Source organism: Acidisphaera sp. L21 (assembly GCF_009765685.1).
In the GTDB taxonomy this organism is placed as follows: Bacteria; Pseudomonadota; Alphaproteobacteria; order Acetobacterales; family Acetobacteraceae; genus LMUY01.
On sequence record NZ_LMUY01000007.1, the window covers coordinates 85,029 to 101,600 of the forward strand.

Annotated in this window: 10 protein-coding genes, 1 other RNA gene and 1 pseudogene; 2 read left to right on the top strand and 10 right to left on the bottom strand. The window is 69.5% G+C overall.

Annotation, left to right across the window (positions count from 1 at the left end; genetic code table 11):
- From GSQ76_RS01220 to GSQ76_RS01265, 10 genes and pseudogenes are all read right to left on the bottom strand, one after another.
- A pseudogene (locus GSQ76_RS01220) lies at positions 1–202 on the bottom strand (UDP-N-acetylmuramoyl-L-alanine--D-glutamate ligase); the annotation flags it as partial.
- Positions 199–1,290 (bottom strand): phospho-N-acetylmuramoyl-pentapeptide-transferase, encoded by a 1,092-nt coding sequence (gene mraY, locus GSQ76_RS01225; RefSeq protein WP_408836152.1) that lies wholly within the window; start codon positions 1,288–1,290, stop codon positions 199–201. The pseudogene GSQ76_RS01220 and the gene mraY, both read right to left, overlap by 4 nt.
- Entirely contained in the window at positions 1,287–2,591 is a 1,305-nt protein-coding gene (murF, locus tag GSQ76_RS01230) for a UDP-N-acetylmuramoyl-tripeptide--D-alanyl-D-alanine ligase (protein WP_158742089.1), read from the bottom strand. The genes mraY and murF overlap by 4 nt, the downstream gene beginning before the upstream one ends.
- Positions 2,591–4,027: a UDP-N-acetylmuramoyl-L-alanyl-D-glutamate--2,6-diaminopimelate ligase gene (locus GSQ76_RS01235; protein WP_158742090.1), complete on the bottom strand. Its 1,437-nt coding sequence runs from the start codon at positions 4,025–4,027 to the stop codon at positions 2,591–2,593. Before GSQ76_RS01235 ends, murF begins: the two co-directional genes overlap by 1 nt.
- Before the next feature lies 1 nt (position 4,028).
- The gene (locus GSQ76_RS01240) at positions 4,029–6,092 is read right to left on the bottom strand and encodes a penicillin-binding protein 2 (protein WP_158742091.1); all 2,064 of its coding nucleotides are present in this window, start codon (positions 6,090–6,092) and stop codon (positions 4,029–4,031) included.
- Complete coding sequence (locus GSQ76_RS01245; RefSeq protein ID WP_158742092.1) at positions 6,089–6,967, bottom strand: hypothetical protein; 879 nt, start codon at positions 6,965–6,967, stop codon at positions 6,089–6,091. The genes GSQ76_RS01240 and GSQ76_RS01245 overlap by 4 nt, the downstream gene beginning before the upstream one ends.
- Positions 6,964–7,902: a 16S rRNA (cytosine(1402)-N(4))-methyltransferase RsmH gene (gene rsmH / locus GSQ76_RS01250; protein ID WP_158742093.1), complete on the bottom strand. Its 939-nt coding sequence runs from the start codon at positions 7,900–7,902 to the stop codon at positions 6,964–6,966. The genes GSQ76_RS01245 and rsmH overlap by 4 nt, the downstream gene beginning before the upstream one ends.
- Positions 7,899–8,366 carry a division/cell wall cluster transcriptional repressor MraZ gene (gene mraZ, locus GSQ76_RS01255; protein ID WP_158742094.1) on the bottom strand — a complete coding sequence of 156 codons (468 nt, stop codon included), beginning with the start codon at positions 8,364–8,366 and terminating at the stop codon, positions 7,899–7,901. The genes rsmH and mraZ overlap by 4 nt, the downstream gene beginning before the upstream one ends.
- Before the next feature lie 268 nt (positions 8,367–8,634).
- Positions 8,635–9,024, bottom strand: an RNA gene (gene rnpB / locus GSQ76_RS01260) — RNase P RNA component class A.
- 71 nt (positions 9,025–9,095) lie between these two features.
- Positions 9,096–9,869: a TerB family tellurite resistance protein gene (locus GSQ76_RS01265; RefSeq protein ID WP_158742095.1), complete on the bottom strand. Its 774-nt coding sequence runs from the start codon at positions 9,867–9,869 to the stop codon at positions 9,096–9,098.
- A 149-nt stretch (positions 9,870–10,018) separates the two neighbouring features.
- Between GSQ76_RS01265 and GSQ76_RS01270 the strand changes: the two genes are divergently transcribed.
- Together GSQ76_RS01270 and GSQ76_RS01275 are read left to right on the top strand one after the other, a co-directional pair.
- The gene (locus GSQ76_RS01270; RefSeq protein WP_158742096.1) at positions 10,019–13,588 is read left to right on the top strand and encodes a hydantoinase B/oxoprolinase family protein; all 3,570 of its coding nucleotides are present in this window, start codon (positions 10,019–10,021) and stop codon (positions 13,586–13,588) included.
- A complete protein-coding gene (locus tag GSQ76_RS01275; RefSeq protein ID WP_158742097.1) occupies positions 13,585–16,572 on the top strand; it encodes an AsmA family protein in 2,988 nt (995 codons plus the stop codon). Before GSQ76_RS01270 ends, GSQ76_RS01275 begins: the two co-directional genes overlap by 4 nt.

A 16,572-nucleotide genomic window follows, 5' to 3' on the forward strand; every position in this document is an offset into this window, starting at 1 on the left:
GGACCAGCGCATCGAAGCCGCCGATCTCGGCCGTCGGGTCGCGCAAATTCAGGCCGGTATCAACTGGCAGGGCCTTGTCGTCCCAAGCCACGACGTCCGCCCCCATGGCGGCGAGCGTGGTGGCGGCCGGCAGGCCGTTATTGCCCAGGCCCACGACCGCGAAGCGACGGCCGGCGAACAGGTCGGTGGGCCAGGCGGTCATCGGATCTTCAACGTGGCAAGGCCGACCAGGGCCAGAATCATCGACACGATCCAGAATCGGATCACGATGGTTGGCTCGGCCCAGCCCTTCTTTTCGAAGTGGTGGTGCAGCGGCGCCATGAGAAACACGCGGCGGCCGGTGCGCTTGAACCAGAACACCTGGATGATGACGGAGACGGTTTCCACCACGAAGAGGCCGCCGACGATGGCCAGCACGATCTCATGCTTCGTCGCCACGGCCACGGCGCCCAATGCACCACCCAGCGCCAGGCTGCCGGTGTCGCCCATGAAGACCGCCGCGGGGGGCGCGTTGAACCACAGGAACCCCAGCCCGGCGCCGATCAGCGCGGCGAGGAACACCATCAACTCACCGACGCCGGGCACGGGGTTGAGCTGTAGGTAATCGGCGAAGACGCGGTTGCCGACCAGGTAGGCGATGAGCGCGAAGACGGCGCAGGCGATGATGGTCGGCACGATGGCCAGGCCATCCAGGCCGTCCGTCAGGTTCACCGCGTTCGAGGCGCCGAGCATCACGAACATGCCGACGAGGGGGAAGGCGTAGCTGAACGGGATCAGCACTTCCTTGAACACCGGCAGGGTCAGCCCCGTCGCCAGCGGCCCGCGCGTCAGCCAGCTCATCCAGGCGGCGGCGATCAGCCCGATGACGAGCTGTGCCACCAGCTTGCCGCGGGCCGATACGCCCTTGGTGTTGCGGCGGGACAGTTTGAGGAAGTCGTCCGCGAAGCCGATCGCGCCGTAGCCGAAGGTGACGAACATCACCGCCCAGACGTAGCCATTGGCCAGATTGCCCCAGACGAAGACGGAGAAGCCCATCGCCAGCAGCATCAGCATGCCGCCCATGGTGGGCGTGCCCTTCTTCTCGATCAGGTGGCGCTCCGGCCCGTCGAGGCGGATCGGCTGGCCGCCGCGCTGTACGGATTTCAGCCAGCGGATGACGAACGGCCCCAACACAAAGGCGATGATCAGCGCGGTCAGGCACGCGGCGCCGGCGCGGAACGTGATGTAGCGGAACAGGTTGAAGACCGTGACCTGGTCGGCAGACGAACGGGTGAGCAACAGCAGCATCAGCCGATGCCCTCCAACGCGCGAACGACGGTGGCCATGCGGCTCCCGAGGCTACCTTTGACTAAAATGACGTCCCCGGCTGCCGCCGCCGCCTTGACCAGCGGGGCCAGCGCGGCGCTGTCCGCGGCATGGGCGGCACGCAGCGCGGCCGGTAGGGCGTTGAACAAGCCCTGCATCAACGGGCCGCAGGTAAACACGACATCCGCCGATTGAGAAACCGCCGGGGCCAGGGCCAGATGTTCGGCCGGCCCATGCGTGCCCAACTCCAGCATATCGCCTAGCACCGCCATCCGCCGGCCCGGCGAATTGCGCAACACCGCCAACGCGGCGTGCATCGACGCGCCGTTGGCGTTGTAGCTTTCGTCCAGCAGCCGGATGTCGCCCTGCAGCTCGCGCCGTAGCCCGCGCCCAGCGCCCGGCGTGAACCCGGCGATGGCGGCGGAGCCATCGATCCCCAGCACGCTGGCGGCCGTTAGCGCCGCCAGGGCGTTCAGCACCATGTGCAGGCCGGGGGCGTTGACGCGGAACTGCACCTCCCGGTTCTCCACCTGGGCCGTGACGGTGGTGCCGTCCTGGTCGGGGTGCATCTCGATCACCTGAGCCAGCCCGAACGTGTCGGTGCGGCGGGCGCGAACCGCCAGGCGGCCGAGCAGATGGCTGTCCGCCGGCAACACCGCCACACCATTCGGCGGCAGACCGTCGCCAATGGCACTCTTCTCGGTCGCAATCGCCTCGATGCTGCCGAAATAGCCAATATGGGCGGCCTCGATCGCGGTGATGACGGCGACATCCGGCCGCACCAGTTTGGAGAGCGGGCTGATCTCACCAGGGTGGTTCGTGCCCAATTCGGCCACGCAATAGGCGGCGTCGGCCGGCAGGCGCGCCAAGGTCAGCGGCACGCCCCATTGGTTGTTGTAGGAGGCCGGGGCTGCGTGGGTCTTGCCGACGGTGGCGAAGATCGTGCGCAGCATCTCCTTGGTGGTGGTCTTGCCGACGCTGCCGGTGACGGCGACCATCTTGCCGCGGAATCGCGCCCGGGCGTAGCGGCCGAGGCCCCACAGCGCGTCCAGCGTGTTGTGCACCAGCAGCGTGGCGCCGGGCAGGTCGTGCTGCACCAGGGCGCCGGCCGCACCCTTGGCAAGCGCCTCCGCCACGTGGGCGTGCCCGTCGCCATTCTCACCCACCAGGGCAATGAACAGATCGCCGGGCTGCAGGGTGCGGGTGTCGATGGAGATGCCCGTGGCATCGAACGGCGTGCGCGCCGCGCCCATCGTCGCGGCGCCCAGATCGACGGCGCTCCACATCACGCCAGGCCCGCTAGCTGACGAACCGTCGCAACGTCGTCGAAGGGCAGCACGGTGGTGCCGATGGTTTGTCCCTGCTCATGCCCCTTCCCTGCCAGGGCCAGCACGTCGCCGGGGCGCAGATCGTTCAGGGCGGACTGGATGGCGGCAATCCGGTCGCCGATTTCGCGGGCGCCGGGGGCGGCGGCCAGGATGGCGGCGCGGATGGCGGCCGGGTCCTCGCTGCGCGGGTTGTCGTCGGTGACGATGGCGAGGTCGGCCAGGCGGCTTGCCACCTCCCCCATCAGCGGGCGCTTGCCGCGGTCGCGGTCGCCGCCGGCGCCGAACACCACGTGCAGCCGACCGGCGGTATGCGGGCGGAGTGCTGTCAGCAACCGCTCGAGCGCATCCGGGGTGTGGGCGTAATCGACATACACGGCCGCGCCGTTTGGCAGCGTCGCCGCCAATTCCATGCGGCCGCGCACGCCGGCCAGTGCGGACAGGCGGCCCAACGCATCCGGAATGCCGACGGTTTCGGCCAGGGCGGCGGCCATCAGCGCGTTATCGGCCTGGAACCGGCCCGGCAGGTTCAGCTCCACCGTGCGGCGAATGCTATGCACCAGCAGGTCCAGGTGCTGGCCACCGGGATGCGGCACGGCGCGGATCAGGCGGATCGCATCGCCATCCTCGCCTACGAACTGCAGTGCCAGCCGCCGCTCCGCCGCGATGCGGCGCAATGCGCTGGTCGTCTCGGGGTCGAGCGTGGTGCTGGCGATGGCGGGCGCACCGGTGGGCAGCAGGGCGTCGAACAGGCGCAGCTTGGCCGCGCGGTAGGCCGCCATCGTGCCGTGGTAGTCCAAATGGTCGCGGGTCAGATTGCTGAACCCGGCGGCACTGATCCGAACGCCATCCAGGCGGAACTGGTCCAGCCCGTGGGACGATGCCTCCAACGCCGCGAACCGCACGCCTTCCTTCGCCAGCGCGGCCAAGGTCTGCGCCAGGGTCACCGGATCGGGCGTGGTCAACCCGCTGCCGCCGGGGCGGCCGGGGGCCACGACGCCGAGCGTGCCCAGGCTCGCAGAAGGGCGGGTGTGACCGGCAATCTGGCGCAGGAAGTCGGCCGTGCTGGTCTTGCCGTTGGTGCCAGTGATGGCAACGATCGCCTCTGGCTGCGGGCCGGCCTGCACCGCGGCCAGGCGTGCCAAGGCACGGCGCGGCTCTGCATCCTGGATCATCGGGCGGGGCGGCACGCCGGGCGGCCACTCGGTGCCCAACGGTGCCAGCACCGCGGCGGCGCCACGCTCCACCGCATCGGCAATGAAGCGGCGACCATCCACCTTCGTACCCGGCAGGGCCGCGAACAAGAAGCCGGGCACCACGGCCCGGCTGTCCGCCGTCATGCCGGTGATGGATACCGGGGGCACCCCGGCAACGGGGATCTGAACGTTGCGCAGCATGTCAGTGAGCCGCAACTTGGGTACCGAGGCTGGCCTCGTGACGCATCTGCTCCGGCGTGCGCATGACCGGCTGCGGCGGCATGGACGCCGGAACCGGCTCCGGCCCGCGCCCGTGCTTGGCCTGGCGCAGCGTTGGCACTGGCGAGGACGATGCGGTCGCGGCGACGGCCGCCGTGGCGCTTGCCAGCGGAGTGGACGGCGGCACGAAATCCAGCGGTCCGTTCCAGCGCGACACGTAGCCGTGGCCCGGCTGCATCGGCACGCTGAGCGCGGCGGTGAGTTGCGGCATGTCGGCGATGTCCGGCAGCAGGCCCAGCATCGGCGCGATCTTGGCGATGACCCGGCCCGCTGCTGGCGCGCTGACGGCGCCGGCGGTGGAGTAGCCGCCCGTCGCCTTGTTGCCGTGCGGCTCGTCCAGCATGAAATACACCGCGTAATGCGGCGCGTTCATTGGAAACACGCTCATGAACGCGCTGACGTTGGTGTGTTTCTTGTAGCCGTGGCCGCCGACCTTTTCCGCCGTGCCGGTCTTGCCGCCGACGTAGTAGCCGGGGATGTCGGCCGGCTTGCCGTAACCGTCCGTCACCACGAGGCGCATCAGCTTGCGGATCGTGTCGCTGGTCTGCTGCTGCATCACCCGCACGCCGACGCGCGGCGGCGCCCCCGGGTCCTGCGCCAGCAAGGTAGGCCGCAGCAACACGCCGCCATTGGCCAACGTGGCCGTGCCGCGCACCACGTGCAGCGGGCTGACGGCGATGCCGTGGCCGAAGCCGATCGTGAGGTTCGCGGCCTCTTTCCAATTCGCGACCGAGGGGAAGATCGGCCGCCCGGTCTCCGGCAGTTCGACGCCGATGCGTTCGAGCATGCCCATGTTGCTCAGCCAGGCACGCTGCCGCTCCGGCCCGACGGATTGGGCGATGTGCGCCGCACCGAGGTTGGAGGAGTAGGCCAGAACCTCCGGCAGATAGAGGAAGCGGTGCTTGCCCTCGAAGTCGGTGATGGTGAAACGGCCGATATGGATCGGGTTGGCCGCGTCGTACTCGTTCCACAAATTCGCGATGCCACTATCCAGCGCCATGCTGGCGGTCTGCAGCTTGAACGTGCTGCCGGGCTCGTACATGCCGGTGACGGCACGGTTGAACCGCTCCTCCGGGGTCGCCTGGGCGGCCTTGTTGGCGTCGTAATCCGGCAGGCTCACCATGGCGATGACCTCGCCGGTGCGCACGTCCATGACGATGCCGCAGCCGCCGATGGCGGTGAACTCTTCCATGGACTTGGACAATTCGTCGCGCAGGACGGCCTGGACGCGCACGTCGATCGAAAGGCGCAGCGGCGTGGCATCGTCGCGAAGGCGGTCGTCGAAGAAGCGTTCCACCCCGGCGATACCGTGATTGTCCACGTCGACGCCACCCAGCACCTGGGATGCCACGCGGCCCTGCGGGTAACGGCGGCGTTCGCTCGGCTGGAAATAGACGCCGGGGATGCCGAGCGCGTTGATCGCCAGTTGCTCCCGCGGGTTGATCTGCCGGGCGAGGTAGACGAACTGCTTGGCCGCGGTGAGACGGGCCAGGACCTTCTGCTCGTCCAGGCGCGGCAGCGCGCTCTTGAGCTTGTGCGCGACGTCGGCCGGGTCGATCATCTCCTTCGGGTTGGCGTATAGGCCCGAGGTCGGCAGCGAGATCGCCAGGATCTCGCCGTTGCGGTCGGTGATCATGGCGCGGGGACCGTGCTGGGCGGTCAGCGTGCCCGGCATCGGCGCGTCGGGATTGGCATCCGCCGCGGCCATTGCCGCCGGGTCCGGCACCACCGGCACTTCGGCCGACAGCTTTGGCATCATCGGGAAGATGATGGTGGCGCTGGCCAGCTTGGCCACGACGGCGCCGAACAACACCATGAAGCCGGCTGCCGCGATCAGCAGACGGGACCGCGACTGCTCCAACGCCGCACGCCGGCGCAGGTCCGGCGCAGTGACGCGCACGTTCTCCACCAGCGGGGTTGCGCCACCGATCCGCGGTGCGCCGCGCCGCGGGGCGGGTGGTGCGTTGGAGGGCGGCGGCTCGTTCATCGGCCGTACGTCGCACCCAGGCTGGTCGCGGACGACATCGGCACCGGCGCGGCGAGCGTCGTGTGTGCCATGCCCAGGGCCGAGCCGACGAAGGCTGACTCAGGCGCAGTGGCGCTCGCGGTCTGCACAGTCGGGGCGTGCACGGCGACCGGGGTCGGCGCGTAGGCGGGCATCACGGGGGCGAACAGGCGGCGCACCGGCTGCGGCTCGACGGCGCGGGTCACCGTCTCCGCCCGCATCGCCGGTTCGGCGGAGGCGCGGATCACAGGATCGGCCTCATGCTTCAGCGCGGCGGTCATCAGGCGCGGCGAAGGCTTCGACGCCGGGCGCGCGGTAATGGTCTGGATCGGGGATGTAGCGGCGGCGGCGCTCGGCTTCACGACGGCACGCTCGACCGGGGCGACGGGGATCGTCGCCGCCACCTGAACGGTCCGCACGGGGGCCATCATGATCGGCGCGGGTGCTGCGGCGGCGGAGACGGGCGCCGGCGGCTGGGCGGATGCCATCATCGTGCGCGTCGGCACAGCCGGGGTGGCCGCGGCGACTGGTGCCTCCTCCACTGGTGCGGCCGGCGTGACGGGTGCGGTGCTGATGGCCGGCAGGCGGTTGCGCAGGTCTTCGATCCGCGCGAACTGGCTTGGCTGCAGCGACGACAATTGCAGATGCTGGGCTGCCAGACCGGCCAGCCGCTCCGGCTCGTTCAGCAGCGCCCATTCGGCCTTTAACAGCCCGATCCGGTCGCGTGATTGCTCCGCCAGCTTCACCGTGCGGCCGATATCACGGTCCAGCAACTGAGCCCGATGCTTCTCCTGATACAAATAGAGCCCGGAACCGAGGGCGGCGACGAGGGAGAGGCAGGTGAGGGGCCGGATCATGGCGTTGGCTCCGTTAGGCGTTCAAGGGTGCGCAGCTTGGCGCTACGCGCCCGAGGGTTGCGGGCGATTTCGGCATCTGTCGGGCGACGGGCCCGGGTGGACAGCAGACGGAAGTCGGGGATCGTCCGCCCCGCCAAGCCGCGCGGATCGTGGCGGGACGGAGCGGGCTGGCGCCCGGCCGCCTCCGTCATAAACCGTTTCACGAGTCGATCTTCGCCCGAATGGAAAGACACGACGACCAGGCGGCCGCCGGGGTTCAGCAGCCCGGCTGCCTGCGTCAACGCACGCTCGACCTGTCCCAACTCGTCGTTCACGCGAATGCGTAGCGCCTGGAACGAGCGGGTCGCCGGGTCGATGCCGGATGCGTCTTTCGGCACGACGCGGCGGATGATGGCGGCGAGTTGGCCGGTGGTGGTGATCGGCGCCTCCGCCCGGGCCAGCACGATGGCGCGGGCGATCCGGCGGGAGAGACGCTCCTCCCCCAGCTGATACAGCGTGTCGGCCAGTTCGGCTTCCGGCAAGGTCGCCACCAAATCGGCCGCGGTTTCACCGGCGCGGTCCATGCGCATGTCCAGCGGGCCGTCGGCGCGGAAGGAGAAGCCGCGATCCGGATCGTCGATCTGGAAGGAGGACAGGCCCAGATCCATCACAACGCCGTCCAACCGGGTGATGCCGCGTTCGGCCAGCATCGCCAGCATCTCGGCGAAGGAGCTGTGCAGCAGATGCAGCCGGCCGGGGAAGCGCGCCGCGAGGGCTGCGCCGCGGGCAATCGCGTCCGGGTCGCGGTCGATCGCCCACAGGGTGCAGTTTGCGGCCTCCAGGATCGCGCCGGCATAACCGCCGCCACCGAACGTGGCGTCCAGATAGGTGGCGCCGTCGGTAGGGGCCAATGCGTCGAGGATCTCGGGCAGCATGACGGGGATGTGCTGCATCATGCGGCCACCGCGCCGGGTAGGCTCAGTTCGCGCAGGCGGGCGCCGGTGCGCGCCTCGGCCCGGCGGGCCGCACCGGCCTCGGGTTCCCAGATCTGGAAGGTGTCGCCCATGCCCATGAACGACACCTGGCCGGACAGATTGGCGTGGGACACGAGCTCGGCTGGCAGAACGATGCGGCCTTCTTTATCCGCCTCGACCGGAAAGGCGTCGGCGTACAGGGCGGCGGCCATATCCTCGTGCGCGTCGCTGAACTGGGCGAGCTTGCTCATGGACGCGGCGAGCGCCTCAAACTTGGCGACCGGCCAGCATTCGATGCAGGCATATTTATGCGATGGGCGCAGGATGGCGGTGACAGGCGCCTCGGTGTCTGCCCCTGGGCGCAGTGCCGTGCGGAACGGGGCCGGGACGGAGACCCGTCCCTTTGCGTCCAACCGGTTCTGGTGCGTTCCCAGGAATTGACTCATTGCGGCCCGGCGAACCCCTTAACCTATGTTTGGAACGGCCGAGCCCGCCCAAATCGCCCCGTTTCATGGGATGCCATGGGATATCATGGGCAAATATGGGCGTCAAAGGGATCGCGATGGGGTTACTTGGGTCTGCTCCGTTTGTTCTCGTTTTCACGCGTTAGTTACCAGGAAGACACAGAGTCCGGCCACAGTTAGTTGTTAAGAAATGTTTTTCACTGTTTGTTCTACTGACCTTTAGTCGGCCTTTAGCCGACGGGTGTGAGGAAATGTCAGGTGGCCTATAAGCCGGGTTCTGTCCTCGCTTCGGCTGCGATGGACGGCCATTCCTCTGGGACGTACGTTACCGCACGCCTCACGCGACCAACCCGGGTGACGGGGCGAGAAAGCCCCCGCGTCCATCTTGCGATGCCGCCGGCCACCCCTATTCGGTCTTGCTCCCGGTGGGGTTTACCCTGCCGCCCCTGTCACCAGGGGCGCGGTGCGCTCTTACCGCCCCGTTTCACCCTTCCCCGCATAGCCGAGCGGGAGGTTTATTTTCTGTGGCACTTTCCCTGGGGTTACCCCCGCCGGCCGTTAGCCGGCACCGTCTTCCCGTGGAGCCCGGACTTTCCTCCACGCCCCGTAAACGGAACGCAGCGGCCGCCCAGCCACCTGACCCGGCGGGGTGTGCGCGCCGGGGGTCGGGCCGTCAAGCCGGGAGGTCGAGCCCGTCGTGGCGGGCTCGCGTTACAACCCGCGTTCGCGCTTGATCCGGTCCCAAGCGGCGTTGATGCCGGCCACCTTGTCCGTCGCGCTGGCGATGAATTCCTTCGGCACCCCGCGTGAGGCGAGGCTGTCCGGGTGGTTGGCGCGCACCAGCGCCTTCCAGGCGGCCCGCACCTCGTCATCCGAGGCGGTGCGGGCGATGCCCAGCACGGCGTAGGCGTCGTCGGTCGGTTCCGGCCGGAAGCGGGGGGCGGCGCCGCGGGCGCGATCCCATGCCACGGGGTTGAGGCGGAAACGCGCATGCACACGCTGTAGGAAATCCATCTCCCGCCCGTTCACCGGGGTGTCGGCGCGGGCGATGGCGAACAGGGCCGACAGCACGTCCTCCAACACGCCCTGCGTGTCGGCGAAGGCGTCGCCGAGTTGGGAGGCGTAGGATTCGAAGCCCTCGCTGCTGTCGCGGGCGGCGTCGAACATGCGGCCGACATCGCGCACGGCCTCTGGCGGGATGCGGAATTGGCGTTTGAAGGCGTCGATCTCCTCACGCACCACGGCGCCGTCGCACTTGGCGAGCTTGGCCGACAGCACCACGACGCCGATGGCGAATAGCTGGTCCCGTCCGCCGAGCATCGCGGCGACGCGCGCCTGGTTGAGTCCGAACCCGCCGGGCATTCGCAGGCGTGGAATGGCGCCCTGGTCGGCCGCATGACCCAGGGCCGCACCCATGACCGCCCCAAACGGGCCGCCCATCACCAACCCGGCGGCGCCACCGAGCAATTTGCCCCAATATCCCATAGGACGCTTCTAACACAGCCCCGGCCGCTTCACAGCGCCAGGAACGATCAAAGCATCGCCCAAAGCATCGGCCGGACTCTTGCGCCGATCCAGACTCTTGCGCCGATTCGGTCGCTGCCGTCATGTGCGAGTGGCACGGAGGAGCATATATGTCGGGCTGGCAATTCTGGATCGATCGCGGCGGCACCTTCACCGATATCGTCGCGCGGGATCCAGGCGGTCGCCTGTCCGCCCACAAACTCCTGAGCGAAAACCCCGAGCTATATCGCGACGCCGCGGTCGCCGGCATTCGCGGCGTGTTGGGCCTGGGGGCTGGCGCCGCCATTCCGCCGGGCACCATCGATGCGGTGAAGATGGGCACGACCGTCGCCACCAACGCGCTGCTGGAACGCCGGGGGGAGCGGACGCTGCTGGTGGTTGGACGCGGCTTCGCCGACGCGTTGCGCATCGGCAACCAGGCCCGGCCGCGCCTGTTCGATCTGGAGGTACGCCTGCCCAGCCTGCTGCACGAGCAGGTGGTGGAGGTCGGCGGCCGCTACGACGTCCATGGCGCAGAAATCGAGCCGCTGGACGAAATTGCCGCTCGCTCGGCCTTCGGGGCTGCCATGGCCGAGGGCATCCGCGCCTGCGCGATCGTGCTGATGCATGCCTGGAAATACCCGGCGCACGAGCAGCGCCTGGCTGAATTGGCAAAGGAGGCCGGGTTCACCCAAATCTCCGCCAGCCACGCCACCAGCCCGCTGCTGCGGCTGATCCCGCGCGGCGACACGACGGTCGTGGACGCTTACCTGTCTCCCATCCTGCGCCGCTACGTCGACCAGGTGGCGGGCGAGTTGCCCGGCGTGAAGCTGTATTTCATGCAGTCCAGCGGCGGCCTGGCCGATGCCTCCGCGTTCGGTGGCAAGGACGCGATCCTGTCCGGGCCGGCCGGCGGCATCGTTGGCGCCGCGCGCACGGCGGAGGCAGCCGGGATCGACCGCATCATCGGCTTCGACATGGGCGGCACCTCCACCGACGTCGCCCTGTATGATGGCGGGTTCGAGCGAGCGTTCGAAACAGCGGTCGCCGGGGTGCGGATTCGCGCGCCGATGATGGCGATCAACACCGTGGCGGCCGGTGGCGGGTCGATCCTGCATTTCGACGGCGCGCGCTATCGCGTCGGGCCGGACAGTGCCGGGGCCAATCCGGGGCCCACCAGCTACCGCCGCGGCGGGCCGCTGACGGTGACGGATGCGAACGTGATGGTCGGCAAGATCCAGCCGGCGCATTTCCCCGCCATCTTCGGCCCGGCCGCGAACGAGGCGCTGGATGCGGCGGCAGTGCGGGCCAAATTCGCGACGCTGGTGCCGGGCCAGGATGCCCGCGTCGTGGCCGAGGGATTCCTGCGCATCGCCGTCGCCAACATGGCGAACGCGATCAAGCAGGTGTCGCTGGAGAAGGGCCACGACGCGGCCCGGTTCGCGCTGCAATGCTTCGGCGGCGCCGGCGGGCAGCACGCCTGCTTGGTGGCGGACGAACTGGGCATGGACACGGTGTTCATCCACCCGTTCGCGGGTGTGCTGTCCGCCTACGGGATGGGATTGGCCGACCAGGCGGTGCTGCGCGAGCAGGCGGTGGAATCCGAGTTGGGCGACATCGCCCCACTGAACGCGCTGGCCGACCAACTGGCGACTGATGCGACGGCGGCCTTGGCCGAACAGGGCGCCGACCCGGCGGGAGTGCGCGTCGAACGCCGGGCGCATATCCGCTACGCCGGCACCCAGGCCGCGCTGGAGGTGCCACTGGGCCCGGACATGCGCGAGGCCTTCACCAATGCGCACCGCACCCGCTTCGGCTTCGCCACGCCCGAACGCCCATTGGTCGTGGAGGCCGTCGCGGTCGAAGCCATCGCCCCCGGTGAGCGGGTCAGCGAACCCGCCCTGCCCCCGCGCAGTTCCGGCGCGCCCAGCGCGGTGGACAGCGTCGCCGTCTGGACCGGGGGCGCCGAACACGCGACGCCGGTGTTCGAACGCACCGCCCTGTTGGCTGGCGACCGCATCGCCGGGCCGGCCCTGATCCGGGAGGCGAATGCCACCACCATGGTCGAACCCGGCTGGACCGCGGAGTTGACCACGCAGAACCATCTGCTGCTGCACCGGACCACGCCGCGCGGACGGGAAGATGCCAACGCCACCGGCCGCCCCGACCCGGTGCTGCTGGAGCTGTTCAACAACCTGTTCACCAACGTTGCCGAGCAGACTGGTGTGGTGCTGGCCAACACATCGCTGTCGGTGAACATCAAGGAGCGGTGGGATTTTTCCTGCGCCATCTTCGACGCCGATGGCCGGTTGGTTGCCAACGCGCCGCATGTGCCGGTGCATCTGGGCGCGATGGGGGAGAGCGTGCGAACCGTCTTGCACCACCGCGGCAGCACGTTGCGGCCCGGCGACGTGGTGGCGCTGAACAACCCGTACAACGGGGGCACCCACTTGCCGGACGTCACCGTCATCACCCCGGTCTTCGACGCGACCGGCACGTCGATCCGATTCTTCGTCGGCTCCCGCGGGCATCACGCCGATATCGGTGGCATCACGCCGGGCTCGACACCCCCGGCCTCCCACACGCTGGAGGAAGAGGGCGTCGTGATCGACGATTTCCTGCTGGTGGAGGCTGGGCGGTTTCGGGAGGCGGAGTTCCGCGCCGTGTTGGGCGGCGCACGCTACCCGGCGCGCTCGCCCGACGTGAACGTGGCCGACATCAAGGCGCAGATCGCCGCCAACGAGCGCGGCGTGCAGGAACTGACCCGGGTGGTCGACCGCTACGGCTGGGACACGGTGGCAGCCTACATGCGCCATGTGATGGACAACGCGGAGGAAAGTGTCCGCCGCGTGCTGGCCAGGCTGCCCAGCGGGTCGTTCGCCTACACGATGGATGACGGCTCGCCTTTGCGCGTGTCAGTGACGGTGGATGCCGGCAGCCGGAGCGCCACGGTGGATTTCACCGGCACGGGCAAGCAGCGGGGCGACAATTTCAACGCGCCCCCCGCCGTCACCCGCGCCAGCGTGCTGTATGCGTTCCGATGCCTCGTCGGCGCCGATATCCCGCTGAACGATGGCTGCCTGGTGCCGCTGAAGATCGTCATTCCGCCGGGCACGTTTCTGTCGCCGGAACCCGGCGCGGCCGTGGTGGCCGGCAATACGGAGGTGAGCCAAGCCGTCTGCAACACGCTGCTGGGCGCGTTGGGGGCAATGGCGTGCAGCCAGGCGACGATGAACAATTTCCTGTTCGGTAACGCGACCTATCAATACTACGAGACCATCTGCGGCGGCGGTGGCGCCGGGCCGGGTTTTGCCGGTGCCTCCGCCATCCAGACGCACATGACCAACACGCGTATGACCGACCCGGAGGTTCTGGAACTGCGTTACCCCGTTCGCCTGGAAGAGTTCAGCATCCGCCGCCGGTCTGGCGGTGCAGGCGCCACGATGGGCGGCGACGGATCGGTGCGCCGCATCCGCTTCCTGGAGCCGATGCAGGCGGTGATCGTCGCCTCCCGCCGCAGCGAAGGGCCGTTTGGCATGGCGGGCGGCGCGCCTGGCCTGGCGGGGAAGCAGTGGGTCGACCGGGCAGACGGCACCCGCACGATCCTGACCGGAACCGACAGCACCGACATGCAGGCCGGCGACATCTTCGTCATCGAGACGCCCGGCGGCGGCGGCTGGGGAACACCCACGGCCGAATGAGCGGAGTGGGCCGCCACCGCCGCTCGGCCGGCTCGCGCAGGAAGTCGTCGTTCGCCGGCCCGCCCCCCAACAAGCTGCAACGGCTGCGGGCGGTCGCCGCGATCGTGGTGGTGGTGGCTGGGCTCGCGATCATTGCGGCCTGGTTCGGACCGCGGTTCCTGGACTGGGGCCAGTATCGTACGACGGTGGAGGCGGTGGCGTCCGCCGCACTGGGCCGCCCGGTGCGCATCGCCGGGCCGATCCGGCTGTCGCTGCTGCCACAGGCCACGCTGGTGGCCGGCGACGTCACACTGGCCGATACCGGGGACGGCGCCAGCGCCACCGCCGCGCAATTGCGGCTGCGCGTCGCCCTGAGCGCTCTGCTGTCCGGCCGGATCGAGCCGGAGGATCTGGTGCTGCGCGGGCCGCACATGCGGCTGCCCTGGCCGCTGACCACGCTCGTCACCGACGCCAGCGCGCCGCCGCCTGGGCTGCATGCGCGGGTTGAGGACGGCACGCTGGCGGTCGGCGGCCTGATGATGGCCGATATCAGCGGCGAATTGCGGGTCGACCCGGCCACCGGCACGCTGTCTGCCGCGGGGCTCGCCTCCGTCATGGGGCGAAGCTGGCAGATGACCGGACGATTGGGCCGGCGCGGGCGCGATGGCTCGGCCACGCTGGAGGTCAGCCTGGACGGCAAAGGGACGGCGGTTGGCACGGGCGGCACGCTGTCGGGGCAGATTGCGGCGGATGGCAGCCTGGCGGGCCGCCTGTCCGGCCGCGGCCCGGATCTTTCGCTGTTGCTGCCTGCCCCCAATCGGCCATGGCGGGCCGATGGCCAGGTGAAGGCCAGCAGCGGGCTGGTGATCGCTGACGATCTGGAACTGGATATCGGCGGCGCACCGGCGCGTGGCGCAGTGGCCGTGCGCCTGTTACCGCAATTGCACGTCGATGCGGCGTTGGCGACCAGCCAGTTGGACCTCGATGCCTGGTTGGCGCCCCTGCTGCAGGGACATCAACCGACCCTGCCGACCGGCATCGAACTATCCGCCGACGCGGCGCAATTGGCGGGCGGCGTGCTGCGCCATTTCCGCACGGGCTTCGAGGTCGGGACCAACGGCGTGACGCTACGCGAGGCAGAGGCCGTGTTGCCCGGCAACGCCACCTTCCACCTGACCGGACAATTGGCTGCGGGGCGCTTTGCCGGCGACGCACGCCTGGTCGCGCCCAACATGGCGCAGACGCTGGCCTGGTTGCGCCCACGCGCCCCGGCCCTGGTCGACGCGCTGCCGCCGGATGCGGTGCAATCGGTCACGCTCAACGCCGCCGTGGCGGCGAACGCCAATGAAGTGGCGTTTGGCAATTTGGTGGGCGACCTCAACGGCGCTCCGCTCTCCGGCAGCCTCGCGATCGGTGGCGGCGCACGCCCGGTGATAGCCGCCAATCTGCAGCTGACCGGGCCGGTGCTGGATCGATGGGTGCCGTCGCTACCGGTTGGCTGGACGGATGCTGCAACCCGCTTGGCCGCCCTGCCGCAGCGCTTCGCCGGGTTCGATGCCGACATCACCCTAGCCGCCACCGCCCCGGTTTTCCACGGCACGGTTCTGGGCAAGCTGACGGTCGAGGCGAAATGCGGCAACGGCATGCTCGACCTACACCATTTTGCGCTCACGGCGACCGATCTGTCGCTCGGTCTGTCGGGCAATGTGTCGGCCGCGGGAAAGATCGGCGACGGACGGCTGGATGTCTCGCTAGGCCATGCAGAGGCGCTGGCAGAGGACATCCCGCCCAGCCTGGAATTCGCCCGCACCCTATTCACCGGCCCGGCGACGCTCGGGGCGATGGTCAACGGCACGCCGGCTGCGCTGAGCATCATGGCCGCTGCCGATTTGTCCGACACGCGACTGCAGGTGAACGGCACGTTGGATCTGGCGGCACGACACTGGAAGGGGCCGGTGGCGCTGCACCACCCCGGCGCGCCGCGGCTGCTCGGGGCCTTGGGGCTGAGCGATACGATGGGCTGGCTGGGCAATGGCTCGCTGTCGGTGCAGGCGGGGCTGGATGCGGCACCCGATCATGTGGCGTTGTCGGCGATGGAGATGTCGGCGGGCTCGCTGCGCATGACGGGCGACGCGGCCGTTGCCGGACTGGGGACGGCGCGCCGGAATGTCACGGCGAAGCTGGATGCGGACACGCTGCCGCTGCCTGCGATAAACCCGCAATCGACGGCGCCCTGGTCGCTGGACCTGCTGCATGCAGCCGACGCGGCGATGACGGTGCGGGCGGCGCATGTCCTGTCGGGCCAGATGCCGGTGGCAGACCAGGCTACCGCGACCATCGCCATTACGAACGGCGTGCTGCGGCTGGACGGGGTGTCGGCCAAGCTCGCGGGAGGCACGCTGAGCGGGCATGCCAGCCTGGACGCCAGCACACCGCCGACACTCGCGGCGACGGCCAGACTGGCCGATATCGTGGTGGACGGCCCGCTGACGGGCGCGCCAGTGGATCTGGTTGCGGGGCGGCTGGACGGCACGGTCGACCTCACCGGCACGGGCTACAGCCCGGCGGGGCTGCTGGCGACGCTGAAGGGTGGCGTTCGGCTGACGGTGCGGGATGGCACGCTGGCGGGGCTGGATGCGGGGCGCGTGCTGGCTGTGCTGAACACGGCCACGACCGCTGGGCCGGCGCCGGATGCGGGCGCGATTCAGGCCGGGGTGGCGGATGCACTGCGCGATGGCGGCACGCCGTTCACCCTGTTGACGATGGATGGGATGATGACGCAGGGGACCATGTCGATCAGCCGCGGTGACGTCGCGACGCCGGCAGGTGCGATCGCCGCCACGGGCACGGTAGATTTGCCGGGGGAAGCGATCGACGCCCATTTGGCCATACGGCCCGCGCTGGAGAAGGCACCCTCGATCGGTCTCCGCATCATTGGCCCGGTGGCGTCGCCCAGTCGTTCGCCCGAGCTTGCGGACCTGGCCCGTTGGTTGGCCGATCGTTAG